The sequence below is a fragment of the Streptomyces sp. NPDC101237 genome, from assembly GCF_044767465.1.
GTDB lineage: Bacteria > Actinomycetota > Actinomycetes > Streptomycetales > Streptomycetaceae > Streptomyces > Streptomyces gramineus.
Genome location: NZ_JBIWNY010000035.1, coordinates 1 through 26,066, shown reverse-complemented (window position 1 = coordinate 26,066; position 26,066 = coordinate 1). Strand labels below are relative to the sequence as shown.

Below are 26,066 nucleotides of genomic sequence, written 5' to 3'. Positions count from 1 at the left end.
AGTCCCTCCGCCGGCGCGGTCGGAGTTGCGCTACGCGTTGCACCAGGGGATTGCGCTAGTGCTGTGAACGCTTGGGTTTGCCGGGTTCATACGGCTGGGGCGAGTGGGCGTCCGCCCCAGCGGATGCGCTTCTCGCTGCGGATGCGGGCGCATTCTCGGCGTTGGGCGGTGAGGGCGTCGGGGTGGCGGGCGTTGGTGTTGCGCCAGCGTAGGTAGGTGTGCAGGGCCCGGTCTGGGCAGTGTGGTTGGGGTGGTTGGAGTTGGCGATGGTGAACTGCCGCAGCGGCCCGAGGTGGGCCTCCGGGGGAAAAAGTGTGGCGGGCGTCCTGCAGGTCCCGCGCCGCATACGCCAGTGTGTGCAGGCTGTCCCCTCCCCCGGTCAGGGCGACCGGCGGCCGAGACCGAGAAGGCGAAGGACTTCGGCCATGGCTCCGATGTTGCTCCGGCACAAGACCGCGTCAGGGCCACACACGATGACCCTGCCCACCTGCGGCGTTGTCTTTTGCTGCGGTTTGCGGCCAGTAGCGTTCAGGGAACCGGTCGGCGCCGCGTCGGGTGTGGGGGAGCAGGAGGATTCCTGCTCCCCCACACCCGACGCGGCGCCGACGTCTTGTTTGTTCAGCTGGCGGTGAAGGCGGGGTAGTCGGTGTAGCCCTCGGCCTGGCCGGCGTAGTAGGTGGCCCGGTCGGCGTCGGCCAGCGGGTGGCCCTGCGCGAAGCGTTCGACCAGGTCGGGGTTGGCGATGAAAGGTTCAGCGAAGGAGACCGCGTTGACGATCCCGTGGTCGAGGATCTCGTTGCCGAGGGCCTGGGTGAAGCCGAGGTTGGCGACGATCTTGCCCTGGTAGTGGGCGCGGTAGCGGGAGAAGAGGGCGATTCGCTCCTCGATGGTGCCGGGGGTGCCCAGGAGGTGCAGGTAGGCCAGGTTGCTGTCGTTGAGCTTCTTGAACAGCTGGTCGTAGTCGGCGAGTGCCTCCTCGTCCGCGGTGAACGTGGTTCCGTTGTTCCAGCCCGGGGACATCTTCACGCTGACGCGGTCGCTGCCGAACACGTTGCTGACGGCGTCGAGGATGTCGAGAAGGAACTGGGCCCGCTTCTCACTGCTGCCTCCATAGGCGTCGGTGCGCTGGTTGAGACGTGGGTTGAGGAACTGCGGGATCAAGTGGGACTGCTGGGCGTGGATTTCCACGCCGTCGAAGCCGGCGCGGCGGGCGTTCTCGGCCGCCTGGCGGTAGTCGGCGATGGTGGCGGCGATCTCAGCGGCGGTGTAGGCCCGCGGGGTGACGGTGTCCTTCGGGCCCGAGGGGGTGAAGGACTTCTCGCCGGGGTTGATGGCCGAGGGTCCGGCGGGCAGGCGGCCGCCGAGGTGGTCGGGGTGGGAGGCCGCGCCGAGGTGGCCGAACTGGGAGACGATCCGGCCGCCGGCCTCGTGGACCGCCTCGGTGACCTTCACCCAGCCGGCAGTCTGCGTGCTGGTGTAGATGCCGGGCGCGTGGATGAAACCGATCGCGTCGGCGTTGACCCAGGTTCCCTCGGTGACGATCAGGCCGGCGCCGGCACGCTGCGCGTAGTAGGTCGCGTGCAGGTCGGTGGGGGCCAGCTCGGCGTTGTGAGCGCGGGCACGGGTCATGGGGGCCATGACGACGCTGTTGGGGAGCTGAAGCGCGCCGAGGCGGACCGGCTGCAGCAGGGGCTGGGTGGTGGTCATGAACAATCCTTGCACTGGGAGGAGGGTGAGGAGGGGAGCGAGGAATGAGCGCGGGCGCGGCTCAGTCCTGTTTGAGGGCGTGGAGGCCGGAGAGCGGGCCGCCGAGCTGCATGAGGCGTCCGCCTCCGCGCAAGGAGCCGAGGTCGACGGGGGCGAAGCCGAAGGCGGCGGTGAGGTCTTTGACGGTGGTCTTGGCATCGGCGTCGTCACCGGCGAGGAACAGCACCTGGCGTCCGGCCCGGTGGCGCGGGTCGGCGGCGATGTACCGGCCGTAGAGGGTGTTGAACGCCTTGACGACGCGGGCTTCGGGCAGCAGTGAGGCGACGTGTTCGCTGCCGGTCACCTCGCCCAGGTCGGCGATCTTCATGGGCGGCGGCGGGGAGGCGAACTGGTTGGTCGCGTCGATGACGATGCGCCCGCCGAAGGGGCGCAGGCCGGCTACCGCGTCCGGGATCTGGGGCCAGCCGACGGCGAGCACGACGAGTTCCGCCGCAGCGGCTTCCTGCGGGGTGCCGGCGTGGGCGAGCGGTCCGATTTCGTCGGCGAGGCCGGCCAGGGAGGCGGGGCCGCGGCTGTTGCTCAGGACGACCTGGTGGCCGTGGGCCACGGCGTGGCGGGCGATGGCCTGGGCGACGGTTCCGGCGCCGAGGGTTCCGATCTTCATGACGGTGCCCTTCGTGGGGTTCAGGGGGCGGGGCTGGTGAGCAGGACAGTTCCGTTCCTGCCGGGGCGGCGGACGTGATCGATGGCCTTCGCGAAGTCGGCGAGGTCGTAGCGGGCGGCGACCTCGAAGAGTTCCGGGGCGGTCGCGGCCAGACGGACGGTGAAGGCGACGTCCTCGGGCCGTTCCTTGGGCGTGCGTGCGGCCATCCACTGGAAGACGGACGTACCCCGCACGGTCAGGGACCGCGGGGTCAGCGCGAGCGACTCCAGTGGCGTGCTGCCGGAACCGAGCCCTCCGTAGGTGATCAGCGTGCCGCCGTCGGCGAGCAGCCCGGCCAGCTCACCGGTCAGGGATCCGCCCACCGCGTCCAGTACGACCTGGGCGCCCCGGCCGCCGGTCGCGTCCTGGACTTGAGTGCGCCAGTCGGCGTCGGCCGTCGAGATGGTCGGCAGTGCGGGGAAGCGCTGCCTCAAGGTCTGCGCCCCCGTGGCGCTGCGTACCAGGTTGACCAGCGGGATGCCGTGCTTGAGTGCTGCGGCGCTGACCAGCTTTCCCACCGACGAACCGGCGGCCGTCTGCACCACCGGACCGGCCTGGCCGTGCTGGGCGTCCTCGACCGCCCGCAGCAAGGAGAGCAGGGTCAGCGGGTTGGCCAGCATCAAAGCTGCGGTTTCGTCGCTGAGGTCCTCGGGCACCGGCACTGCGAGATCGGCCGGCGCCGTGACGAGTTCGCTCCACGCGCCCGGCACCGGGAAGAACGCCACCCGCTGCCGGGGCCGCAGATCCTGCACACCCTCGCCGACAGCCTCGATGACGCCCATTCCCTCCACGCCGGGAATCCGGGGCGTGGAGAACCGCTGCCGCGGCCAACCCGGAAGGCCCTCCACTCCTGCCAGGTCGCCGGGGTGGATCGGCCGGGACAGCACCCGCACCTGCACCTGCCCGGCCGCGGGCGCAGTGGGGGCCGGCCGTTTGCTCAGGCGTAGTACCTGCCCGGCTTCTCCGTGCTGGTCGTAGGCGATGGCGCGCATGATGGTCTCCTTTAATGATGCCCCTCATTATTGCAACTCCTGCTATGATGATGGTCATCATTAAAGATGTCAAGCAGACAGCGACGCGAAGGGACGGCCATGCCGCGGATCACCAAGGAAGACAAGGCCCGCAACCGGCAGAACATCCTCGAAGCGGCGAGCCGCATGTTCCGCTCGCAGGGCATCGACGCGGTCGGCATCGCCGAGCTGATGAAGGAAGCCGGACTCACCCACGGCGGCTTCTACAACCACTTCGCCTCCAAGAACGACCTGGCCGTGGAGGTGTGCGGCGCCTCCTACGCCGCCTCGCTCGGCGTCCTCGCCCAGGCGATCGAGGACGGCCCGGACCAGGCCGGCTCACCGCTGGAGCGGGTCGTGGCCGACTATCTGTCCACCGCACACCGTGACGCCCCGGACGGCGGCTGCCCCTCCGCCTCCATGGCCACCGACGCCGGACGGCACAGCGAAACCGTGCAGAGCGCGTACGCCGAAGGCGTCGAGGGATACCTCGCCGGCTTCACCGCCGAGTTCCTGCGCGAAACCGAGGAGAAAAACCGTGAGCTCGACCCAGCCGAAGCCCGCCACAGGGCCATCCGCCTGCTCAGCGAAATGGTCGGCGCACTGATGCTCGCCCGCGCCGTACGCCACGTCGAGCCCGATCTCTCCGACGAGATCCTGCAGACCGGCCGCAACCACGCCCTCGACTGATGCGACGCAGGGCCGCCGCGGGACGTGGAGCCGAGCGTTCGCGACAGACGGCCCAGCCCCGACAGGCGCAGAACGGACATGCTCCCCACAAGGCTGATCGGCCTGACCTGGTTGAGGGCTCCGCTCCTGCGAGGCGGTCGGTGGGGTGTTTCCGTTGGCGCGACGGCAGCTGTTCGCGTCTGCCGGACAGACAAGCTGTCCCCCGCCGGGTGATCTTGGGTGGGCGGCCGTGACCGGCCCGGCCCGTAGGGGAGTTGACCGCGTATGCACCTGACCCGACGCATGTTCACCACGGCGGGCGCCGTCGCCGCCGTCCTCGCGGCCGGCCTGACCGCCGCCCCGTCCGCGCCCGCCGCACCGTCCAGGCCCGCGGCTGCGCCGTGCACGTCGACCTGGACGGCCGTCCAGCGGATCCCGGTACGCAAGCCCGCGTGGAACGAGGGCCCGGTGGCGACGACGCGTTCACCGGTCGTGCGTTACCTGCGCAAGGGGGAGCGGGTGACGTCGTGCGTGGTCGCGGTCGGCCGCGGTGGCTGGTCGCAGTACCGCGAGTGCGGCGGCGGCAGCCTGTGGCGGATCGTCCCCGGAGGTCAGGTGCCGTCCACGTGCCTGCGCCGCGCATGACCACGCAGACCTGCCACAGGCACCCGGAGCAGGAGCGCGAGCAGGGCCTCGCGCTCACCCTCGCCGCCCTGTTACTGACCGGCACCGCCCTGCTCGCGTCCTGCTGGGTCGGTCCCCTGGCCGCGTTCACCGTCACGGCGGTCCTGATCGTCGCCGCCTACGCCGCGCCCGGTCTCGCCCGCCGCCTGGCGATCCGCCGGGCGGTCCGCGAGCTGCTGCGCAGCCTGCCCTGCGCCTGACCCACAGCAGGACTCGGACGGGACGTCCGGGAGAGAGGAAGGGCCGCCCGCGAGGGTCGGTCCTTCCGCAGAGATTTGCGCATTGGCTCGTTTGGGATGACCGGAACCCGACGTCGCCCGCTCGGTCAGGCGACGTCGATGCCCAGCTCGCTGTCCGGCCGGCACAGCGGGCACGGCGTGAAGAACGACGTCGCGTCCTTGGCGAGTACCTGGCGCGCGACGTCGGGAGTGATCGGACGCAGTTGCATGTGCGGCATGCAGGACGCTGTGTGGATCATCCCGCCGGTCGGGTGGCCGTCTTTCCGCTGCTCCTCGATCACGAGCCCGACCGGCGCGACTGGTGGACTGCTGGGCCGTGGCCGGCTTCGCTGAAGCTGACGCGGCGACTGCCGGGGTGCCGCTAGCGCGGGGTGCGGGCCCGCCGGGCGACCAGTGCGGGAGAGCGCGGCCTGCACGGCGTCGCGCTGGAGACGCAGGTAGGTGCCAACCGTGTCGGTCTCGGCGATCTGCCGCTCGAGATGGGCCAGGATCGCGCGCAGACGTGGGGCATCCGATGGCAAATCGCGCATGCGTTCGATTCTAAGTGATACCGCTGTCAGTGCTGCGACCCTGAGTCGTACGGCCTGTGCCACCGAACCTTGAATGTGTCTCATCGAAGCCGCGTGGCCACGAGTTGGCCTGAGGCTCGGTGACCAGGGATCGGGAGTCCTACGACTCAATCTCGAAGTGCCGAACGGCAGCTACTGGAGGGCCCGCGTCGACGGCGCGTGCGTACCGCTCGTCAACAATCTCAACAAACCGTAGGCGCGTCGGGGTGTCGGAAAGCTCGGCTGAGAGACGCCAGCCAGGTGCACTGGCCGCCCAGTGCTCGCGCGCGATCTCGCCTCGGAAGTGCCCGTCAAGCATGTCCCGGAGTGCGGCCTCGCCGAGATTGCCCAGACTGAAGTCGGTCTCCCAGTTGGCAACGATGAGATTGGTGAACATGACCTGCTTGCGCCGGGTGGCCGTCGTGGGCATATGCGGTGGTTCCCAACACGGCAGGAGCGAGGGATCACCGAGCGCCAAGATGGTCAGCTCTCGATGCGCATCGCGCCGTGCGGCCTCCTGCACTATCTGTGTCTGCCGGGGCTGGTACCACAGCGAGGCGGCCACCCCGGCCAACGCAGCTGCGGAGAACAGCACGGAGAGCGCGCCGTAGGTCTGACTGACGTTGCTCAGCTGTCCCCAGTCCAGATCCTCCGGGCAAGCAAGTTCAGTAAGAACGGGGTCCCGAGGATGAGCCCCAGGCTCAGCACACTGCCGGATATGACGAGCACCCATTTGTTCCGAGACAGCGATGAAGGCTGACCATGATCCCCCCGCTGTGCGTCGTCGGTTGATCTGAACATGGTGACAACAACGACATAGCCGATCAACGGGGCGACAGCAGCCAGCCGCATGGCCCGCATGCCCGGATCGGCTCGGCCGACGCCGGGTTCCGGCGCGACCAGGGCTTTCACCGGCGCGACCAATCTCTGGTGACACAAACTCATCCCGCCGGTTCGATGGCATACGGTAAAAGTTCGGCGACGCCGGACACCTTCTACCCTCACAGCCTTCCGGGGCACCAACGGAAAACGCTGAGCAGCCCCTCACGGTCTGTAGGCGCAGAGCAGTTCCCACCCTGCTTAAGACCGATTCCGAAGGCCCGTCCAGCCGGCCTCTCGGCAGGGATGGAAGCGGGGGATATCAGGTCAGGGCGTAGCGCACGGCGGGTGTGCGGCAACGCGGCGAGCTGCGCGGACAGGGTGCCCGCGTCCGTACGGGGCGGGCAGCCTGCACGTGACTGGTCTACTTGAACCAGTACTTGACGCCGTGGTGGCGGGAGCAGGTTCCCTGTGCGTGGCGTGAGTAGGAGAGCGAGGCGTCCTTGCACTTCGCCGTCTCGGTCTTGTTCTTCGGCTTCTGGTGGTGGGTCCAGCCACACAGGCCGGTCGTGTGATGGATGCAGTGGTGCGCCGTGTTCGTGGCCGGCAGCGCGGTGGCGGCGTTGGCCGCCGGTGCGCTGAGGACGAGGGCGGCGAGTGCGGCCGTGACGGCTGCGGCGGCAAGACGTGTGCGCAAAGTAATCCCCCCTGGGATGGTGCGAGTTGCGCGGTGAGTGTAGAGCGTTGGAATCCTGTTTTTGGGCGATATCGTGCAAGTCTTTGCCGGGCCCGGCTGCGGGCTTTGCCCGCGCGGTGTGGCGCAGGCGCGGGGTGGCGGGCAGGGGCGGCCTGGCGACCCGGGTCAGGCGTTGAGGCGCTGTCGCATGTCGAGGTAGCAGCGCAGTCGCACACCGGGCTGTCCGGGGGCGCGGGTCGTGCGTTCCACCGAGGTGGCCGCCCACATTCCGGTCAGGACCGCCTGGAAGGCGAAGGCGGTCTGGTCGTCGGCGGCCGCCACGTCGACCACGACCAGACCGGGCTCCGACACGTGTACTTCGTTGATCGCTTCCACCCCCGGCAAGACGCACAGCCAACGCCCACAGGTTCTTCCGCCCGGAGCAGTTCACCCGGCCGGCCCACACCGCCGGACTCGTCGGCCCGCGACGCGGCGTGCCGATGCTTTCCGCTGACGGGGCCCCTCCTGGCGGTGCCGCGCACATGAACGGGGGTGCTTACTTACCGGCGCCGGCCACAAGCAGCTGCTGGAGGAAGCCCGTGTCCTGCGGCATCCACCAGCCGGGGCCGACGAACCCGGCCTTGGCTGCGCGGTCGGCCTGGCAGCTCTGGGCGAGTGCCCCGTAGGTGGTTCGGCAGGTCTGGACGCGCCTTTGTCCGCTTGCTGGCAGGAGCTGGAAGGTCCGCAGCCGGGACGGCCTCGGATTCGTGCAGGAGGGCTGCGGACGTCAGAGCACGCACGCGACAACGATGCTGCGCCACGCTCCGCTCGAAGGTGCTGGCAGGATGCGGAGATGACCTCGGCTGACGGCACGCTGATGCGCGATGACGACCAGCCGCGCGGCCGGCTTTTGGAGTTGGTCGGTGGCATCGAGCCCTGGGATGGTCAGGAGCGCGTGCACATCGAGACTGCTGCTCGGTGGATCGCCGGCGGGGCCCCGGTCTACCGGGTGCGTAGGCCTGATGTTCCCGCGATGCACCTGGTGAGTTACTTCGTCGTCCTTGACGACACCCGCGGGCGGCAGTTGCTCGTCGCCCATCGCAAGGCGGGTCTGTGGCTGCCGGCCGGCGGACACGTCGAGCCGGGGGAGGATCCGTGGGTCACGGTCGTGCGTGAATGCCGGGAGGAGCTGGGCATTGAGGCCGCGGCATCGCCGATAACCGGCGAGTTCCCCTTCTTCCTCACCGTGACCCGGACCAGGGGGCTGGGTGTCCACACCGACGTCTCGCTCTGGTACCTCCTCACCGCTGGCGCGGACACCATCACCTCCTGGGACCGGGGTGAGTTCGACGCGGTCCGTTGGCTGACCGACGAGCAGGTACTCGCGGAGCCGGCGGAGGTTCTTGACCCTCACCTGCACCGTTTCACTCGCAAGCTGCAGCATGCCCGGACCGGGAGGCAGCAGAGCGGATAAGCGCCCTCAGGGCCCGTCGGGGGGCGGGGTGTCCGGTGGCGGGGCGGCGGTGCGGCCGCGGTGGGCGTGGTGGTTCCAGCGGGCGGTCCACCAGGTGAGGCGGTCGTGGGAGTCCTGCGGGGCGAGGGCCTGGAGGACCGACTGGACGAGGACGACGCCGAGGCCGGCGAGAGCGAGGACGAGCACGGCGGGCCACGGGGCGTGGACGCCGATGAGCGTGAGGGTGCTGACGCTGCCGAGTCCGGCGCCGGCGAGCGCGGGGATACGGGAGGGCCGTGCGGCAGGCGGGGCCGGGGCCGGGGCCGGGGGAGTTTGCCGGTTGTGCTGCGGTGCGGGCTGCGGATCGAGCATGGTGGACTCCTGCCGAATGCCGGACTTGGCCGTTTGGTGTCCACCAGCGTTGAGGCTGGTTGATTGGCTCGGCAGCGGGGCCGGGAAAGCGTGGACGGTTCCGTGGGGGGAACAACGCGGGGGGACAGCGCGCTCTATGGCGCAGGAGGACAGCCGGCGGGTGGGCCGGCCGATGAAACCGATCGGCACGGAACTGCCGGACACCGTCATCACGTGGCTGCAGGTATGGCGCGGCGTGGTCCTTGAGCCCCTGCGGGCGGCGGCGCCGGCGTGGACGCTGGACCGCATGTCGGCTGAACTGGCCCGGCGCACGGGGACGGCGCGGTCCGAGGGCGGGGCCCGCGGTGACGCGTCGGGCATCTCGAAGCCGGCACTGCAGCGGTTCTTCGCCGGCGAGCGGGTACCGGCGCGCGACGTGGTGCAGCACCTCCTCGATATCGCTTGCGAGGATCTCAAGCCGCCACCGGACCGGGAACAGATCAGCGGCCTGTGGAACGCCTACCGAGCTGCACTGCGCACCGCCTACCCTCTCCTGGCCGACCTATACGACGCCCTGGACCAGCGGGACGCGGCCCGTAGCCGGGCCGAAGAGCTGCAGGCCGCAAAGGACCGGCTGACCGAGGACCTCGCGTTGTCCCAGCGGCAGGAACAACGCCAGCAGGTCCTGCTGCGCCACGCCGCCACCGAACTGGAACAGGCCCGGCAGACGGCGATCCTCCGGGACGGCGAAGCACGCCGTGCCGAAGCCGAAGCCGCCGACCTCGCCCTGCGGGTGGACGAACTCACCGCACAACACAGGCAGTCCCAGCAGGACCAGCAACGCCTGGAAGTGGAGATCCGGCTGCTGCGCGAGCAGGCTGCCGCCGACGGCGCGCTCACCCAGCGGATCACCCAGCTGCAAGCCGCTCTGGAAGCGGCGCAGACCGAGAACGAAGAACTCGCTCAGATGGTCCTCACGGCCGTCCGCGCCCTGCGCGACGCCCATGACCGCGAGGACGCCTACCGCTCCATGAGCCGGGAGGCACTGCAGCGCCGCGACCAGCTGGCCCTGCCGGGACCGCGCAGCGCCGCGGACCTTGAGCACCGCCACGAGATCGCCGTGCAGGCGGTGGAACATCTCAGCGGACTGCTGCGGACCGTCTCCCGGGAACTGGCAGAGGCACGCGCAGAACTCATCCGCCGCGACGGCGACCTGGCCCGCCTCGTCGAAGAGCACGCCCACGAGATCGCCGCGCTGCGCGCCGACCGCATCCTGGCCGAGGCCGACGGCGTCCTCAGCCTGGCCCTGCAGAACCTGCACCAGGCTCCCGCAGCCCTGCCCGCCACTGACGTCCCCGCGCAGGAGACAACCCGTCCTTCCAGCTCAACGGGCCCGGCAGCACCCCCCCGCCCCGGCCTGACGGCAGATGCGTCGCCACCGCACAACGCGGCCTGGCAGGATCACCACGACCAGCACACCGTCGACGCGATGGCACAGCCCACCACCCGAGGCGACTCCGCGGCGCGTCCCCGCCGCGACGACGTATCGCTTCCGCCGGCAGGGATCCGGGCACGAAGCCCGAAGAAGGAAGCAGTTCTGATCACGACCGCCCTCGGCGCTGTCCTGGTCACCGTCTTCACCATCAGCTGGGCACTGGACTGGCCCGGCGACCACACAGCCCACCCCAAGACGAGCCCGTCCGCGCCGGCCTCCAGGACACCGAGCCCTTCCACCACGCCGCTGCCGGGCAAACCGGCGAACGACCCGGTCGCCGACATCGGTGCCCAGGAGGTCAACACGGCGAAGGTGATGGCGCTGCGCCCGTGTAAGAGCAGCGACCTGCAGCCCTCCCTCAAATCCGTTCACAATGCCTACGACAGCGGCGAGAAGGTCCGTATCGAACTGACAGCCAGAGCCGCTGACCAAGGGAAGCTGCCCTGCCGCATCGACGCAGCCCGCAGCCGCATGGCCGTCGCGATCACCGCAGCAGCCAGCGACAACGCGACATGGGACAGCTCCGCATGCACCGCCGGACACAGCGGCCATCGCTGGATCGAAGTGACCCGGAGCGCTCCGGCCTCCGTCGACTTCACATGGAACCGCGTCCCCAACCACAGCAGCTGCAGCGGGAGCAGCGCGGCAGGAACCGGGACCTACCTCGCCGAGACCCTCCTCCTTGGCCACACCGCCCAGACCAGCTTCGTCCTGAGCCCCAGCCCGGCTGAAGACGACCAGCCGCCGCCCACCCCGAGCGTCCGGGCCACCCGCAGCACCGGCACATCTACCGGAACAGCCACCACGTCGAACGGATCGACGGGAGACGGACTGCTCGGAGGCGCAGACGGCAGCCAGACCCAGCGCAGCGATCCAACCCCCAGCGACAGCGTCCCCGTCACCGGGGAAGCCAACGGCGCCAACGGCAGCGGTGCCAACGGCAGCGGTAACGGGGGAGGCTTCTTCGGAGGCCCCGCAGCCTGACCCGCGAGGAGTCTGACCGGGCAGCCCGTACTCGGCGAGCATCACCTGCCTCGACCGGACGGTCACCTTCCGCAGCGTTGACGGTCCTTGACTCCGTCTACGACGCCCTGGAAAGGGACAGCTCGATCCGGAACGGCACAGCGGGCGGACCTTCGAGGGGTCGCCGTCCGGGTCGCTGACGATCGCGTCGCGCTACGGCGCGCCCTCCGCCCGTCAGCGGGTCGGCATCCCCCCGTGTGGGCTGTTGACCACGATCGGCACAGACCCTTCAACGAGGTATGGGTGCTCGGTGAAGTAGTCGATGTGGAGGTGACCGCCGTCCTCGGCGGTGGCCATGTGCTGGAGATCGGCTGCGAGTATCGCTCGGGCGCTGGGATCGCCGCCGATCACCAGAACCTGGCGCGAGGCGTCCACTTCGATACGAACCCCTGGGCCGGAAGCCTTCCGGACTTCGATCCCTGCCAAGGTGTCGCTGTCCAGCGGTGGCGCGGAACTGATGATCCCTTCGCCCTCGGCCACCGCGTCGGCCAGTGCGGCCAGCTCCTCAACCGAGGCGGTGATATCCACTTCGCCGTATACGGGATCGGGAACCAGTCGCACGGGCGGCACTCCTTCAGGGGCGGACTCTCATGATGCCGTTGGATGGTGTCGGCCCTGCGCTCACCGCTGCAGGCCGGCCGAATGTGGCCAGGCGCATCGGAGCTACTCGCCTCGGCGTACGGGGGAGCGTTGGTGGCGTGCTCCGGAGCGCGGGAAGGAGGGCCGTCTGCGAGATGAGGCAGGGGGCGCTCAGGGAGCGCGAAGGCGCACGCCCGGCGGATCAGGCGGCTGACAATGTGACGCACGTTACTCTGAGTGCCTGGTTGATCATCTTCTGTGCGCAACAGGTCATGTTCGGGCGTCTTCGGACTTCAACCCGTCCGCCGTGTAACAAATCTGACGGTGCAAAAGATCCCGGACGGGTTTGAGGGCTGCCGGCTGGAGTGGTGAGAGCAGGAACGCGGATGGCGGAACATGGCATTGTGGACCAGTCGACATTCGGAAATATGGCCGCCTGCTCCCGCTGATTGATGTCCGATATTTCGCAACGGCCGGAGCTGCCAGAATTATCTATGCAACGTGCATTCCGGTTTGATGTTGGCCTGTGGAATGCGGGAAGCCGATTCTGTCAGGACGGGGTGCCCGTACGGCCGTCGCACGTGCGCCCGACGCTCGGGCGCCGGTGTAGCACTTGTTGATCGGGTTTGTTGACTCCTGATCACCGATAATCATTTGATCGCGCTCTCATGGCTCCCGGGGTGCCGGTGCGTCTCACTCCAGGGTGCACAAAAGGGACGATCTCCGTTCGCTCTCGGAGTGCCGCCTTGACAAGTCCAGCGGCATGTGCCGGACATGTCAAACCCCCGCAGGTGGGGGGTTTCCAGTGCCAGTTGGTGCGGTAGAGACCATGCGACGGCCGATCGGGAGTGACCTTAGTGCGGTCGGTGGTGTTTACTGGACACCGGTCTGATCCTGGTGGGTCCGGACCCTTTCCGGGAGGTCCTGGGGGTGGTGCCCCGGGGCCTCCCGTTTTTGCTGCGCGTTTACATGCACGCCAACTGATGCCCGTCTGACGGATTTTTCCCACCCTCCGGCATGAATATCTGCATGCGAATGCCCGTGATTCATGAAAACAAAGATGTGGACTTTATGCCCCCGACCACGGGACGGCCGGTAACAATCCCCCACGGATAGGGGATTGTTGCCTTACCAAACGCCCTCACCACCCCTCCAGAAACACGGGTAGCTCATGCGTCTCGGCGAGGGGTAGCGTTATCCCGTCTCAAGCCGCTCCACCCCGCCCGGGCCCACCACCCGGGCACGCACCACCTCCCGGAGAGGCGACGGACCCACCACCGGGGACCCCGCTGCACAGCGGGGTCCCCAAACGATCAAACCGAATAGAGAAGACCACCATGGCCACCGCCAACCCCCGCGGCGCCGCACCCCCGTGCCCTCCGCGACACCGCCGCACGCCGCCCACGACGCCGCACCACCACCGCGTCCCCGGAGACGCCGACAACAGTCCACGCCCCACCGGCCCGGCCCCGGCGGGAGAGTGACAATGCCTCCCGCCCTGGACACCACACGGCCCACCGAACTCCTGCACGCCCACAGGGGCAAGCCCGAGGGAAGCTTCCTCCACCACCTGCACCAGCGCTCCGCAGAGACCTGGTACCAGCTGCTCCAGGCCGGCCTGCGCAGCCGCACCTTCGCCCGCGACGAACTGCTCCCCATGGGGGCCGACGACCCGTTCGTCTACATCATCATCGAAGGCGTCGTACGCCAGGACCGCTACCCGCTGGGCACCGGCTTCGGCATCCCGACCATCACCCGCTTCCGGGCAGCCGGCGAACTGGTCGGCGAAGCAGCCCTCATCGACCCCACCTCCCGCGTCGACACCCGCTGCCTGACCACCACAGTCGTCATCCCCTGCGCCGCCCGGTACTTCAACGCCCTCACCGAGCGCCGCCTCTACGAGGCGCGCCTCGCCGTGCTGCACAGCCTCGAAGACCGCAACCGCACCGACGAAGTCGTCTACGGCATGGCCATCCGGCCGCCCCTGGAGCGCGTCAGCAGACTCCTGGCCCACCTCGCCGACACTGCCGGTGTCCCCGACCCCAGGACAGCCCACTCCAGCGTCATCACCGGCCCTGGCCAGAAAGACATCGCCGCAGCCCTCCAGCTCGCCGTCTCCACCACCGAGAACGCGCTGCGCACACTGCGCCATCACGGCGTCATCGAAGCCCGCTACCGCCAGTTCGTCGTCCGCGACGTCGAAGGCCTGCGCCACTTCGTCGGGGCCTGACACCACCCCCGACGCTCCACCGGACCCACCACCTTCATCTCCGCGCCGCAACACCCGTCCCGGGAGCGGCGCGCCCGTGATCGGAACAACATGACCACGATCAACGGCACCCCGCTGGCGCTCGGCACCAGCGGCGGCAGCCTCGCGGCGAGCATCGCGTTCTCCTTCCTGATGGGAGCGCTCGCCCTCTACACCCTCCTGCACCACCAGGAAGTCTTCGCCTGGATGAAGCGGATCCGCAGCACCGACGCGGCCAACACCGCCTACAACGAGCCCGACCAGTGGCTCGCCGACCTCTACAAGGCGCAGTGCCGCAGGGCCAAGAAGCCCAGCCGGGCCGAAGACATGGAAGACATCTCCCAGACCGGCGACATGATCCGCGGCGTCGCCGACCACATCGAGGCACTCCGCCCCGAACTCGGCAAGGTCGTCGAACGCGTCGACGACTACCTGAACGCGGCCCTGCCGGCCCAGCCCCCCGCCCTCAAGCTGTCCTTCCCAGACCACCAGGCCCAGCTCGTCCAGGCCATGAAGCAGGAAGCCGCCCGCGCCGAACTGGCCCACGCCATCTCCACCGCCCGGCAGAAGATCACCCTGCTCCGCCGCGGCTGACCACCGAAGAAGGCAACCGCGGGCAGCACACACCACCGCCCGCTCCAGACCATCTCCCAAACGGCACCGGATCCGTCGCCACGGCCAGCACTGTGCTGGCCCGGATCCGGTGCCGTGCCGCCTTGCCACCCACAGGCCGGCTCACCGGAACGCGATGCGACGCAGGCGTGTAGCCCCTCACCCGTTCGGGCTACGAGGGCTGTTACGCACTTTCGCCGACCGGTCGCTGTACCACCGACGGCGCGGCCCGGCGTGATGCATTGCCGCGACGGCCGCCGACGCGGTTCCGCGACCCTCCAATTTGACAATCCGTCATGTTCATCGCATACATGCGCCTTGCAGTTGAGAGTCACCGAAATATCTGTGATTCGTCACATGCTTCGCGTTCCACGCTGATCGGATGCGGAGACGGGCAGGGTGTGGGTGTGCGGCCGACCGGGCCGCCGACCCGCACCACGCACCCCGCCGATCTGCGACTCTCGTCACGGGTTCGGGGTGTCAGTTCCGAAGGGGGACCTCGTGTCCGTTTCTGTGACCGCTCGACGTCTGACCGCCGCCGCCGCTGTTGCCGCCGCTGCCCTGGGCGCTCTCGCGCTGCCCGCCGCGGCTGCCGGCCAGCCCGCCGCCCGCCCGCACGACCGGGCGGTCGTGATCAGCGACGTCCAGTACGACTCGCCGGGACGCGACGACCGCTCGAACTGGTCGTTGAACAAGGAGTGGGTGGACGTCACCAACACGAGCCGCCGGGCGGTGAACCTGGACGGCTGGACGCTGTCCGACGAGGACGGCCACACCTACACCTTCCGTCACTTCCGCCTGGACGGCCGCGCCACGGTCCGCGTCCACACCGGCATCGGCCGCGACCGCTACAGCGACGTCTACCAGGACCGCCGCAACTACGTGTGGAACAACGACTCCGACACGGCGACCCTGCGCAACGACCACGGCCGGTTCATCGACGAGGCCTCCTGGGGCTACCGCGACCGCGACGACCGTGACCACCGCGGCGGCCACCGCCACTGACCACAGAGCCGGTGTCGGCCGCCCCTGGCCGGCACCCCTGGCGGCCGGCGGTGTGCGCCTGTCCTCGGCGTACCGCCGGCCGCCGCAATACGTCGTTCTTCGCCTGGCCCGTCACCCACGTCCACGGTGGTGACGGGCCAGACGTCTGCCCTTGCGGACAACGCGATGTGCACGGGTGGGACGTCCAGGGCGTGGGCGAAGGCCCCGCGCTGCTCTGCCGTCCAGGCAGAGACGCCCCGGCGGGCCGGGGGATGTCCACCGGGACCGCGCGGGGCGTCACGTGGCCGGGAGTGGTTGCACGGGGCCGCTTCCGCCCAGCGCGTGGGTGGCTGGACGGAAGCGGTGCGGTCCCCTTCGGTCGTTCTTCAGCACAAGGGCCCGCGTGGCCTTCCGGATGGGAAGGGTGCGACGCCGGGGGGCGTCTGTCTTCCATGGTGCGCCATCCCGGCGGTTCCGCGGTGAGGGGTACGGTTTCGCGCTCAAAAGCGTTCATTCAGAGACGATTTGGGCCCGTACGCGCCTGCGATGGAGTAACGGCGTAGCCGGGCCGAGCGGAGACCGCGGTCCCATTGTTCCGTAATCGCATGATCGCGTTGAGTGGCTGGCGCGGTCGCACCATGCTGTCCTCCAGTTCCTCCGCGGCGCATCAGCACCGCCGTGGAGGGGCGTCACTTCCGGACTCTTGATTCCCTTTCAGGGAAGGTGCGAATGAACAGCAGGCAGGTGATGACCTTGGCCGTCCTGGCCGTGGTCCTCGCGTGGAGCGCGGTGCTGGTCGCGCTCGGGCAGCTCGCGGCGGTCGCCGCGCTGCTGCCCTCACTCGGACTTCTCATCCAGCAGATCATCACCGCCCTGGCCGGCTCTGCCCGCCCTAGCGCTCTGCCCGACGGACCGACTGCGCCCGCGGCGGAGCCGACCGGGAACGAGGAGCTGCCGCGGTGAGCGACTCCGAACAGCCCGGACCGCCCGAGCCAGATGACAGCGACCCTCCCGGTGCCGAGCCTTCTTCCCGGCGGGGGCGCCGGCCGGAGCCGATCGGCGACGGTGTCGGCGCGGCCCACCGCACCTGGTTGGAGCCCGTGCGCTCCCGGCTGGTCGCCAGCGGTCTGACCCTGGACGAACTGGTGGGCCGCTCTGGCTACTCCAAGACACGCCTGTCCGAGCTCCTGCGCGGCAAGGGCTACTACCCGAGCTGGGAGATCACTTACAGCGTGGTCAGGGCACTGGACTTACCGCCCTGGCCGCTGCGCCGGCTGTGGACGGCGGCCGCCCGGGAGGCAGCCAAGAAACAGGGCTGGATCGAGAACCGCATCCAGGCGGTCCAGCCGCTGGGCCTTGAGCAGCCTCCGGTGGCGCACCAGGCCTTCACCCTGGCCATGCGCGCGCCCTACGCCGCCTACGCCCGCGCTTTCCTGCAGGCCGAGGACCGCGCCCAGCGGGTGGTACGGGAAACCTTCGACATCCTGTGGCTGACCTGGGACGAGGCGTGCGCCACCGCGGACGTTAAGCGGCACGCCTGGCAGATGCTCCGCTCCCGGGTCATGGCCCGCACTCTCCAGCAGGACGGCCATCCCGACCTGCGCCAGGCCGCCTTCTTCACCGCCGCCCAGGCCGCCATCATCGACCTCGCCGAACGCAGCGCTCACATCAACAAGATGGCCGGCTTCTTTGACGCGGTCGCCCGACTGCCCCAGGACCAGATGGACGTCATCGTCCTGACCCACCTGTGCACCATCGACGCCGCTGCGGTGCCCGGCATCGTCGGCCTGAGCCCGGCCATGACCCACACCCTGGACCACCACGCCCGGGGGGCCCTCAACGATCTCTACCGCCAGCACACCTGGGAGTGACCACCTCGCCATGACCCTCATCGACGACCTCCTCGCACAGTCCAGGTTGCTGCCCGACCCTCAGATCCCCGCCGACGTCATCCCCTACGACGACACCGCCTACCCCGCCTTCACCGACGACGGCCAGCTTCTGTGGGACGGCGACAGAGGCGACGTCGCGGACGACGTCGCCGCCCAGAGCCTGGCCGCCCTGTGCGAAGCCGTCCTCACCCACTCCACCCTCGACCAGCTCGCCGACTTCCTCACCGACCAACTGCCCCAGCCACGCGCCGCCTGGATCCTCGGCTGCGCCCTGCAACTCGCCGGCTCCGACGACGGCGCCCGCTTCTGGTGGCAGTACGCTGCCGGCGCCGGCGACGAAGCACCCTCCTACTGCCTCTACCTCCTCCACCTGGCCCACGGAGACATCCACGCTGCCGCCCTGTGGCAGGCCCAGGCCGGTCCCCACACCCCCGACGCCGACCTGAACCAGGACGCCCCCGCCTACCGGATGATGACCGCCGACACCAGCATGCCCACCGTCCTGCGCATCCTCAGTCGCCTCACCCGCGCCCGCCCCCGCCGCCACACCCCCACGGCCAACGCCGTCATCGACTTCGTCGCCACCGCCGTCGCCATCGGCTACGACATCCACCCCGATTTCGAAATCCCCGTTCCCGGACCCAACTTCGCCGAGCACCTCGAAATCATCGTCGCCGCCACCGCCCCGCCACCCACCCGCACGCGGCCAGCAGGCATTCCCGACCCGCGTCGGCCCCTTCCCGAACCCCCCGGTACCCCGGACGCAGAGCGGGCACTGCCCAACCGGCCTGCACCGCACCGCATTGACGGACAACAGCCCGCCGGCGCCCAGGAGCCCGACCGGCTGCTCGTCGAAGTCACTGCGGCCGGCCATGAACCAGAAACGGCTTCCACCTTCTTCAGGGAAGCCGTCGCCATGTGCGGGAGAACCGCCACCGCTGCCCGGACACCTGCCGATCCCGACAGCCATGGCACCCGCAGCTACTACCTGGACCGCAACCGCCCCCGCCCACCACGGACACGCACCACGTCCTTCTCACCGGCCCCCTCGGGATTCGGCACCAAGCCACCGGCCAGCGCCGGAACACCGCGCCCGCATGCCCTATAGCTGATCTTGAGTTCGCGAGAGCCTCCGGCACCGCTTCTTCCGGGGGATGGCAGGTATCTGTCCCGCCCATTGCTCGGTCGCGGAGATGGGCGCGAACCGCGGGATGGGACGGGGAGTGACCGTGCACGAGCTCGTTAGACTCGGGCCATGGGTAGGACCGACCGTGCCAGCCGGGTTATCGCGGCGCCACCGGCGACTGTCTACGGCGCTCTCCTGGACCGGGAGTCCCTTGAGGCCTGGCTGCCGCCGGAAGGCATGCGCGGGCGGGTCGAGCGGTGGGATCCCCGGCCTGGTGGCGGGTTCCAGATGGTCCTCACCTATCTGAACCCTGTCGACAGCCCCGGCAAGTCTTCAGATGCGACGGATGTCGTCGACGTCTGGTTTGCAGAGCTGGTGCCGCCAGAGCGCGTTGTGCAGAGGGCCGTGTTCGAGGCCGGCGACCCTGCGTACGCGGGCACCATGACGATGACCTGGCACCTTGCTGCCGCCGGTGACGGAACCGAGGTGACTGTCACTGCCACGGACGTGCCACCTGGCATCGAGCAATCGGTCCACGAGGCCGGGATCGCCTCCTCGCTGGCGAATCTGGCGTCGTACGTGGAAGCAGCCGGCTGAGTCAGGTCGGGCTGCGACCCTGGCCCAGCTCATCTCTGCGGTGAAACAGGGGGCTTGGGAAAGGCTTGGTCAGGGTGGGGTAAGGATCGCGCAGGTCGCCCCTTGTTCATCCCGCAGCTCTACCCGCATAGAGCCGGGTCGTGGTGTCATCCCGTCAGCCGCCCGGCACCCCACCTTTCCGGGCCGACCCCGCGGGAGATCCCCTGATGCGTCGCTTCACCGCTACTACCTGCGCCCTGGCCCTGGCGGCCGCCGGTGTGATCGCCGCTTCGGCCGGCCCCGCCCAGGCGTCGACCTGTTCGCACGCCTACCTGCCGCTGCCCGATTCCTCGTGCACGCCCGGCGCCTACAACTCGGATGTCACGCAGTCGAACATTCAGAGCACGATCTGCGTGTCCGGCTGGACCGCCACTGTCCGCCCGCCGACGTCCTACACCAACCCGCTCAAGGCCCAGGGCATCATCGACTACGGCTACTCCGACACCAACATGGCCGACTACGAGGAGGACCACCTGGTCCCTCTCGAACTCGGCGGCTCGCCCCGCAGCACCAGCAACCTGTGGCCCGAGCCCTACTCCGGCACGAAGACCGCCACCACCAAGGACGGTGTGGAGACGAAGTTGAAGAACGCTGTCTGCGCCGGCACCATCACCCTGTCCGCGGCCCGCAGCGCCATCAAGACAAACTGGACCACGGCCCTGCAGGTCACCGGCATCGGCTGACCCCGTCGTCCGCCGGGACATCGGCCGAAAGTGCTGGATTCCCGCCAGACGGCTACGCGTTCCTGCCCGGGCCGGTCATCGCGTGCCCGCTGTGCCTCACTGACCGAGGATCCGGCCGCCGTGTGCTGCTGAGCCCGTAGACGGATGTACGCCGGGTGTGCGCCAGCGCGCCGTACCCCGCGGGGCACGGCGCCGAGCCGGTAGGGCAGCATCTGCTCAGCCATCGCCTTACCGTGAGGGGCCGTCATGCCGTCCACCCGCCGCGCCACGCTGATCGTGGTGCTGTCCTGCCTGCTGCTCGCGGGCTGCAAAACCGGATCGCTGGGCGGCTTGTCGCCGTCCGGGAGCGCAAGCGCTTCGGCGGCGGCCTCGAGTGCGAGCGGCGCGGGGGGCGCGGGCCGGGCGATCGCGGTGGGGGCCGGCCCGCAGAAGAAGTACACGGTGCAGGAGCAGCCGGCCGCCGGCTCGTGCCACTACCGCTACGAGAAGGGTGAGCCGCTGGAGGACCCGGCCTGCACCCCGGGCGCCATCTCCCCGGCCGTCACGCAGGCGAACCTGGCGTCGACGATCTGCCGCAAGGGCGGCTACACCTCCAGTGTGCGTCCTTCCACCTCTGTGACCGGCAGGGAGAAGAAGCTCAACGCCGCCTCCTACGGCTACACCGGGGCGATGGGTGAGGCCGAGTACGACCACCTGATCAGCCTGCAACTCGGCGGCGACCCCAACGACCCGCGCAACCTGTGGGTGGAACCCGCCGACCCGGGCCACAAGACGAGTCAGGGCATCAACAACCGGAAGGATCCGGTGGAGACCAGGCTGCACACCGCGGTCTGCGCGGGCAAGGTCACCCTCGCCCAGGCACAGCACGCCATCGTCACCGACTGGACCACCGCCCTCACCACGCTCGGTCTCAGCTGAGTGCCTGTGTGGCGGCCCAAGGCGAGGAAGCCCTGATGTTCTGACCCGGGCTCGGCTCAGCGGGAAGCCGCCGCAGACCAGCCTCCGAACCCGCCCGCACTGGTCGGCGTTCAGTCACCAGGGAGGGAATGTCCGGCTGCCCACCCGTGTTACAGACAGCAGTGGTTGTGGAGGGGACAGTGTCCCCGGGCCTCACCTATTGCCCATGAGGACGATCGTTCGGCTGAAGCCTCATGGAGCCTTTCGCCGCGTAGGCGACCGCCCTTCACGACCACACGCATGTCAACGGCCCGCTCCCGGTGTTCCCGGGAGCGGGCCGTCTGCGCACACGTTCTACGACCAGCGCATGCCGAGTTGGTCGAGTTCGGCACGGCGCTGCGGGCTGAGCTTCCCGGCCCGGCGTCGGGTGTTGTCGAGGAACGCTCCGACGCCGACGGTTGCTTGCTCGCCTCTGTGGCCGTCTCTGGTGATCCCGACGGCCGCCGTGATTCCCAGAGGTGTCCTTCGCGGGCGTGGATCTGCCGGGTGCCGGGGAGACCGCTGGGATCGCCTGGTCGGTCTCGTCATTTCGATGAGGTTCGAAACGATGGTTTCTGCTTCCGGAAGGTTTCTAACCTGCACGTATCCGCTGTCGAAGTGCATCATGCGTGTGGAAGGGTGTTATGAGTTTTCGTAGAAAGATCAACCTCGGAATCGCTGCGAGCCTCCTGGCTGCGGGAGCGACGCTGGGCACGGCGCAGGTGTCCGAAGCTGCGCCTGCGACCCTCTCCTGCGCCTACGGGCACTTCTGCGGGGCGGACGGGTTCGGTCACCGCTTTGACGTCTCCCAGTGCGGCGTCCGCGTCCCGATCGGCCTCACCGGACCTGGTGAGTTCTACAACCATCAGACCCCTGGAACGTGGGCTCACTGGTACAACGCCGATGGCAGCCTTTCCGGCGCTTCCGACGCGGGGATAGACAGCTACATCGACTGGACCCACGTCTGGTACGTCCAAGCCTGCTGATCCGCTGACGGGCTGGGTGCCTGAGGGCCCGTCGGAATGCTGACAGGTCTTCGCTGCTGGTTGCTCGACGCCAGCTAGCGTCGTGAGGTCACGTCCAGCGCATGCCGAGCACGTCCAGCGCGGTGCGCCGTTCCTCGTTCAGCTTCGCGGCCCGGCGGCGGGTGTTGTCGAGGAACGCCCCGAGCTTGACGGCCGCCTGTTCGCCGTCGCCGTTCCCGGTGATCTCGACGTGCTGGCGGGGCACCTGGAGGTGTCCCTCGCGGGCGTGGAACTGCCGGGCGGCGGCGAGGTTCGCCTCCCACCGCGCGTCCCGCGACCGGGCCGCTCCCGCCACCGGCTCACCTTCCGCCGGGGGCTCGATCCCGACGGACTCCAGCAGCCACTGCTGCGCGGGCATGAGCTTGTCCCATCCGGTCCGCTGCCCGGCCGCCCACGCGCCTAGGTCCTCGCCCTGGACGATGAGTTCGCCCGGCCCGGCCGGGAGCGCGCCGCCCGCTTTCCGGTGCGCGAGGGTGAGCCGGTAGTTCCGCTGCCACGACAGCTCCCACGCGGGGCACCATCCGGGGTCCAGGTCGGCCAGAGCCTCCATACGGGCCTCAGACAGCTCCCCAGTGTGCGGGACGCCCGTTTCCCCGGCCGCGCGACGTTCGGCGTTCTCCGCCGTCCTGCGGGCCGCTGCGCGCTGGTTCTTCAGCCACACCCCGATGGGAAAGCCGTCCCCACCCCACACCGCGCCGGTCGGCGGGAGCAGGTGCGAGTGGGCTGCCGCGTAGGAGCGGGCGACGGCGAGGCCGGCCTCCCACGCGGACGCCTGCACCGACCACACCATCCCGAGCGCCTCCAGCTGCTCGACGCGGGACGCCTCCAGTGTTCCGGCCGCGTAGTACCGGCGCTGATCGGCAATCCACACCCCCAGCGGATGGGAGCCGGCCGACCCCCAGTCCTCCGGCGACACGAACGTGTACGGCACCCGCAGCTCGCTGGTGCCGGTCTCGCGCAGCCACCGGGTGGCCACCTCGATCCCGCGCCGCCAGTACGCGGCCTCGGGGTCGATGACCCGCAGCCGGACGAACTGCGCGAGGGCGGCCGGGTCGCGTTCCTCGCTGAAGCGCAGCACCCCGGCCGCCGCCGCACCCACCCGCACGACGTCCTCGGCGACGTCCTCGCCGTCGTCGTCCTGGTCCTGGTCGTCGTCCTGGTCGCGGTCGTCGTCCGGCGCGGGGCGGGCGTTGCGCACGCGCGGGTCGGCCAGGGCCTCGATCGTGTCCGTGTCGTGCGCCTGCAAGGCACCCAGGATCTTCGCGAGAGTGCCGTACGCGTCCGACGTCAGCAGCTCGTTCGCGTCCTCGTCCTGGCCCAGGAACACCGGCACGACCAGGGTCGCGAGCTTCCCGACGCCGGGCCGCATTCGCAGCGCGCGGCCGACCATCTGCACGATGTCGACCATGGAGCCGCGGGCGTCCGCGAAGAGCACCGCGTCGCACTCCGCCGTGTCGACGCCCTCGCCCAGCACCCGGACCGAGGACAGGACCCGCAGTTCCGCCCGCAGCTCGGCACCGTCCGGCCCGGCGAGGTAGTCGGCGGCGAACTCGTCCAGGACCTGGCGGCGGTGGGCGGGCGCGTGCTCGCCGTACAGCCACGCCGACCACACCTGTCCGGCGGGCGGGAACGTCTCCGGGTCGTCCTCGGCGAGCGCGGCCGCCGTCGTCGGCACCGCGGCCGCCATCGCCTCCGCCTCCCCGACCCGGCTGTGGAACGACAGCACCCGCCGGAACCGCTCCTCGACCGCCGCGCGCATGAGCCCGGTCTGCACGGCCGCCAGCCGGGCCCCGCGCACCGCGTCGGATCCGGTCGCCTCCGTGGTGAGGGCGGCGTAGAGGTCGGGGTCGCGGATGTCCAGGCACAGCACCTGATACGGCGCCACCAGGCCGAGCCGGATCGCCTCCGACAGCTTCAGCTTGTACGCCACCGGCCCGAACAGCGGCGAGTCCTCATCCATGGACGCCACCAGCCGCAGGCGGTCGCCGTCGGCTTCCCACACGCGCGCCGTGGCGGTCATGTAGAGCCGCCGCACCGCGGGTACTTGGGTCTGGTCGTGCACGGCCGCCCACGGCTTGAGACCGTCACCGCTGACCCGGTGCGCCTCGTCCACGACCATCAGGTCCCACACCCTCAGTCCGGCCGCGTGCGCGCGCCGCAGCGTCCCCATACCGACCGACGCGTACGTGGCGAACACCGTCACGGTCTCGGGGCCGGCGGTCCAGGCGATCAGTTCGTCCGGGTCGGTGGTGCAGGGCAGGCCCTGGCTGTCCGCACCGCGCAGCGAGCAGACGCCGATCATCGCGCCGTGACGTCCCCCGGCCCGCCAGGCGGCGGCCATCTGCAACAGCAGATCCAGGGTGGGCACCAGGACCAGGACGCGGCGCGCGGTCAGGCGGTTGGCCGCCGCCACGCCGATCAGGGTCTTCCCGGATCCAGTCGCGGCGATGACCTGCGTGCGCAGCCCCTCGGGGGGAACGCCCTGGCCGGGCTGCTCGGAGAGATGGTGGAGCACGGCGTCGACGGCTTCGACTTGATGCGGCCGCAGGGTGACGGTCACGATGGGGGTCCTCCTGGTCAGTGAACGCTCTGGTGACTGGGTGGGTGGGCGGCCGTGCGCCTGGCAGTGGACGGCCGCCCGGTCATGTCCGGTGCAGTGGGGCAGGTCTAGAAGGGCGGCCCGTTGGGGTCGCGCGGCTCTGCCCGCTCGGGCCAGATCCGCAGCACGACATCCTCCGCGTCAGGCTCCCGGCCGCTGTACAGCGCGATGCCGGGCTGGTTCTCGGGGCGCCGGCCGCCGTCGCGCAGGACCGCGCGCGCAGATGCGATCAGGTGCCGGTCCGTGTCGCTCACCCCGTGCGCGACCAGACGGCGCGCCGCCGCGAGGAAGGCCTCGCTCATCCAGCGCAGCAGATGCCGGTCAAGCGCGGCCAGGGCGCCGACGTCGAGCGGGCGCGGCGGCAAGGTGCCCTCGTCCTGCCACTCGGTCCCCCAGTCCTTGCTGCCGCCGATGTGCAGGACCGGCGGGTCAGGCTCCTCGGGCCCGAAGTGCAGGCCCGCCAGCGTGCGGCAGACGGACGCCGCGTCCATGACGTCCCAGACGGGATTCGCCGTGATGCCGCTGGAGCGGGAGAGGGCGAAGGTGCCGCTGCCCGGCGCCGTCCGGATCAGACCCGCCGCCGCCAGCAGCGCCAGCGCAGCCGCGGCCGTGCCCGACGACACCCCATAGGACTGCCCCAACTTGGCCTGCGACGGGAGCCGTTCCCCGTCCTGGATTGCTCCCTGGTAGATGGCGATGGCGAGGTCTCCGGCGATCAACTCGGGGGAGTTCTCGGTGGATACGGTCATGCGCCCACCGTAGCAACCAGTCAATAAATTTGATAGGTAGTCGATCTAGTCAGATAGGTTGTCGATCTAGTCAGAGGATCTGGAGCACCTCGGCCAGCGCGGCGGGATGCCGTTGAGCGCCGCCTCCCGCTCCGATCGCGCGCACCGCCGGTCGGGAAGCCGGCCGGACCGCCACACCCCGCGGTATCAAGGCCTGGCTCGCCGGAACCCGCCAGTCGTATCGCGCGAACCTCGCCGCGATTGCCGCCTGAGCGGCTCGAGCACCACTGGCACGGTCGGCCGCAGGCTCAGTGATACCTGATCGGACAGTGCCACGGCTGCATCCCCGGTCGTGAATTGTCCACTCCCTGCGGCGGATTGTCAGCGACACTGAAATCCGGTGGTGTGCGGCCGTTCCGTTCACCACTCGAGCAGCGGTCATCTGTCTCGGGGGGAGTTACGCCGTGACGCACAACCAGTGGGGGCAGCCGTGGCCGCCCCAGAGCGAGGAGTTCGTCCTTCCGCACGACCTCAGAGGCCCCTTCATCCGCGAGTTCGCCCCGCAGGCCGCCTACCGGCACCGCAACAGCCAGGTGGCCTCGGTGCTCTACTACAAGAACGGCGGGCACAGCGTCATCACG

At 69.7% G+C, this 26,066-nt stretch carries 27 protein-coding genes and 1 pseudogene; 15 read left to right on the top strand and 13 right to left on the bottom strand.

All coding sequences use genetic code 11. The annotated features are described in order from the left end of the window. Positions 1–86: 86 nt before the first annotated feature. The 4 genes and pseudogenes from ACIRQ9_RS35625 to ACIRQ9_RS35610 all read right to left on the bottom strand — a co-directional run. Positions 87–307 (bottom strand): annotated as a pseudogene (locus ACIRQ9_RS35625) (IS630 family transposase); the annotation flags it as partial. A gap of 311 nt (positions 308–618) precedes the next feature. Continuing rightward, positions 619–1,707, bottom strand: a complete 1,089-nt coding sequence (locus ACIRQ9_RS35620) for an alkene reductase (protein WP_404183301.1) — start codon at positions 1,705–1,707, stop codon at positions 619–621. A 61-nt stretch (positions 1,708–1,768) separates the two neighbouring features. Next, entirely contained in the window at positions 1,769–2,371 is a 603-nt protein-coding gene (locus tag ACIRQ9_RS35615; protein WP_404183298.1) for an NADPH-dependent F420 reductase, read from the bottom strand. Positions 2,372–2,391: 20 nt separating this feature from the next. Then, positions 2,392–3,402 carry a zinc-binding dehydrogenase gene (locus tag ACIRQ9_RS35610; RefSeq protein ID WP_404183295.1) on the bottom strand — a complete coding sequence of 337 codons (1,011 nt, stop codon included), beginning with the start codon at positions 3,400–3,402 and terminating at the stop codon, positions 2,392–2,394. 99 nt (positions 3,403–3,501) lie between these two features. Between ACIRQ9_RS35610 and ACIRQ9_RS35605 the strand changes: the two genes are divergently transcribed. The 3 genes from ACIRQ9_RS35605 (at position 3,502) to ACIRQ9_RS35595 (ending at position 4,973) form a co-directional block, all read left to right on the top strand. Beyond that, positions 3,502–4,110, top strand: coding sequence for a TetR/AcrR family transcriptional regulator (locus tag ACIRQ9_RS35605; protein WP_404183292.1), 609 nt, complete (start codon positions 3,502–3,504; stop codon positions 4,108–4,110). A 264-nt stretch (positions 4,111–4,374) separates the two neighbouring features. Continuing rightward, positions 4,375–4,734, top strand: a complete 360-nt coding sequence (locus ACIRQ9_RS35600; protein ID WP_404183289.1) for a hypothetical protein — start codon at positions 4,375–4,377, stop codon at positions 4,732–4,734. Beyond that, entirely contained in the window at positions 4,731–4,973 is a 243-nt protein-coding gene (locus ACIRQ9_RS35595; protein WP_404183286.1) for a hypothetical protein, read from the top strand. Before ACIRQ9_RS35600 ends, ACIRQ9_RS35595 begins: the two co-directional genes overlap by 4 nt. A gap of 125 nt (positions 4,974–5,098) precedes the next feature. Here the strand turns inward: ACIRQ9_RS35595 and ACIRQ9_RS35590 are convergent, their stop codons facing one another. From ACIRQ9_RS35590 to ACIRQ9_RS35570, 5 genes are all read right to left on the bottom strand, one after another. Then, positions 5,099–5,542, bottom strand: a complete 444-nt coding sequence (locus tag ACIRQ9_RS35590; RefSeq protein ID WP_404183284.1) for a DUF6233 domain-containing protein — start codon at positions 5,540–5,542, stop codon at positions 5,099–5,101. Positions 5,543–5,681: 139 nt separating this feature from the next. Next, positions 5,682–6,155: a DUF6082 family protein gene (locus ACIRQ9_RS35585; RefSeq protein WP_404183281.1), complete on the bottom strand. Its 474-nt coding sequence runs from the start codon at positions 6,153–6,155 to the stop codon at positions 5,682–5,684. Positions 6,156–6,187: 32 nt separating this feature from the next. After that, positions 6,188–6,472, bottom strand: a complete 285-nt coding sequence (locus ACIRQ9_RS35580; protein ID WP_404183278.1) for a hypothetical protein — start codon at positions 6,470–6,472, stop codon at positions 6,188–6,190. 331 nt (positions 6,473–6,803) lie between these two features. Continuing rightward, entirely contained in the window at positions 6,804–7,076 is a 273-nt protein-coding gene (locus ACIRQ9_RS35575) for a DUF3761 domain-containing protein (protein ID WP_404183275.1), read from the bottom strand. 165 nt (positions 7,077–7,241) lie between these two features. After that, positions 7,242–7,451: a DUF6207 family protein gene (locus tag ACIRQ9_RS35570; protein WP_404183272.1), complete on the bottom strand. Its 210-nt coding sequence runs from the start codon at positions 7,449–7,451 to the stop codon at positions 7,242–7,244. A gap of 457 nt (positions 7,452–7,908) precedes the next feature. Between ACIRQ9_RS35570 and ACIRQ9_RS35565 the strand changes: the two genes are divergently transcribed. Further along, positions 7,909–8,529: an NUDIX hydrolase gene (locus ACIRQ9_RS35565; RefSeq protein ID WP_404183269.1), complete on the top strand. Its 621-nt coding sequence runs from the start codon at positions 7,909–7,911 to the stop codon at positions 8,527–8,529. A gap of 6 nt (positions 8,530–8,535) precedes the next feature. Here ACIRQ9_RS35565 and ACIRQ9_RS35560 read toward each other — a convergent pair whose 3' ends face one another. After that, entirely contained in the window at positions 8,536–8,880 is a 345-nt protein-coding gene (locus ACIRQ9_RS35560) for a hypothetical protein (RefSeq protein ID WP_404183266.1), read from the bottom strand. Between the two features lie 136 nt (positions 8,881–9,016). Between ACIRQ9_RS35560 and ACIRQ9_RS35555 the strand changes: the two genes are divergently transcribed. Further along, on the top strand, positions 9,017–11,338 hold the full coding sequence (locus tag ACIRQ9_RS35555; RefSeq protein ID WP_404183263.1) for a hypothetical protein: 2,322 nt from the start codon (positions 9,017–9,019) through the stop codon (positions 11,336–11,338). A 213-nt stretch (positions 11,339–11,551) separates the two neighbouring features. Here ACIRQ9_RS35555 and ACIRQ9_RS35550 read toward each other — a convergent pair whose 3' ends face one another. Next, positions 11,552–11,938 carry a hypothetical protein gene (locus ACIRQ9_RS35550; protein ID WP_404183260.1) on the bottom strand — a complete coding sequence of 129 codons (387 nt, stop codon included), beginning with the start codon at positions 11,936–11,938 and terminating at the stop codon, positions 11,552–11,554. Positions 11,939–13,442: 1,504 nt separating this feature from the next. On the opposite strand from ACIRQ9_RS35550, the gene ACIRQ9_RS35545 reads away from it, so the two are divergent. The 10 genes from ACIRQ9_RS35545 (at position 13,443) to ACIRQ9_RS35500 (ending at position 22,059) form a co-directional block, all read left to right on the top strand. After that, positions 13,443–14,186, top strand: coding sequence for a Crp/Fnr family transcriptional regulator (locus ACIRQ9_RS35545; RefSeq protein WP_404183257.1), 744 nt, complete (start codon positions 13,443–13,445; stop codon positions 14,184–14,186). A gap of 90 nt (positions 14,187–14,276) precedes the next feature. Continuing rightward, positions 14,277–14,798 (top strand): hypothetical protein, encoded by a 522-nt coding sequence (locus tag ACIRQ9_RS35540; RefSeq protein ID WP_404183254.1) that lies wholly within the window; start codon positions 14,277–14,279, stop codon positions 14,796–14,798. Between the two features lie 519 nt (positions 14,799–15,317). Beyond that, entirely contained in the window at positions 15,318–15,821 is a 504-nt protein-coding gene (locus ACIRQ9_RS35535; RefSeq protein WP_404183251.1) for a lamin tail domain-containing protein, read from the top strand. Positions 15,822–16,529: 708 nt separating this feature from the next. Next, positions 16,530–16,763 carry a hypothetical protein gene (locus ACIRQ9_RS35530; protein WP_404183248.1) on the top strand — a complete coding sequence of 78 codons (234 nt, stop codon included), beginning with the start codon at positions 16,530–16,532 and terminating at the stop codon, positions 16,761–16,763. Further along, a complete protein-coding gene (locus tag ACIRQ9_RS35525) occupies positions 16,760–17,671 on the top strand; it encodes a helix-turn-helix domain-containing protein (RefSeq protein ID WP_404183245.1) in 912 nt (303 codons plus the stop codon). The genes ACIRQ9_RS35530 and ACIRQ9_RS35525 overlap by 4 nt, the downstream gene beginning before the upstream one ends. Before the next feature lie 10 nt (positions 17,672–17,681). Next, entirely contained in the window at positions 17,682–18,800 is a 1,119-nt protein-coding gene (locus ACIRQ9_RS35520) for a hypothetical protein (RefSeq protein ID WP_404183242.1), read from the top strand. A gap of 147 nt (positions 18,801–18,947) precedes the next feature. Next, positions 18,948–19,415 (top strand): SRPBCC family protein, encoded by a 468-nt coding sequence (locus ACIRQ9_RS35515; RefSeq protein WP_404183239.1) that lies wholly within the window; start codon positions 18,948–18,950, stop codon positions 19,413–19,415. Positions 19,416–19,621: 206 nt separating this feature from the next. Next, complete coding sequence (locus tag ACIRQ9_RS35510; RefSeq protein WP_404183236.1) at positions 19,622–20,137, top strand: hypothetical protein; 516 nt, start codon at positions 19,622–19,624, stop codon at positions 20,135–20,137. Between the two features lie 246 nt (positions 20,138–20,383). Then, positions 20,384–21,055 (top strand): hypothetical protein, encoded by a 672-nt coding sequence (locus ACIRQ9_RS35505; protein WP_404183233.1) that lies wholly within the window; start codon positions 20,384–20,386, stop codon positions 21,053–21,055. A 662-nt stretch (positions 21,056–21,717) separates the two neighbouring features. After that, positions 21,718–22,059, top strand: a complete 342-nt coding sequence (locus ACIRQ9_RS35500; RefSeq protein ID WP_404183230.1) for a hypothetical protein — start codon at positions 21,718–21,720, stop codon at positions 22,057–22,059. An 88-nt stretch (positions 22,060–22,147) separates the two neighbouring features. On the opposite strand, the gene ACIRQ9_RS35495 is transcribed toward ACIRQ9_RS35500, so the two are convergent. Both ACIRQ9_RS35495 and ACIRQ9_RS35490 read right to left on the bottom strand, forming a co-directional pair. Beyond that, positions 22,148–24,658, bottom strand: coding sequence for a Helicase associated domain protein (locus ACIRQ9_RS35495; protein ID WP_404183227.1), 2,511 nt, complete (start codon positions 24,656–24,658; stop codon positions 22,148–22,150). A 107-nt stretch (positions 24,659–24,765) separates the two neighbouring features. After that, entirely contained in the window at positions 24,766–25,446 is a 681-nt protein-coding gene (locus ACIRQ9_RS35490) for a GntR family transcriptional regulator (protein ID WP_404183224.1), read from the bottom strand. Positions 25,447–26,066: the final 620 nt, after the last annotated feature.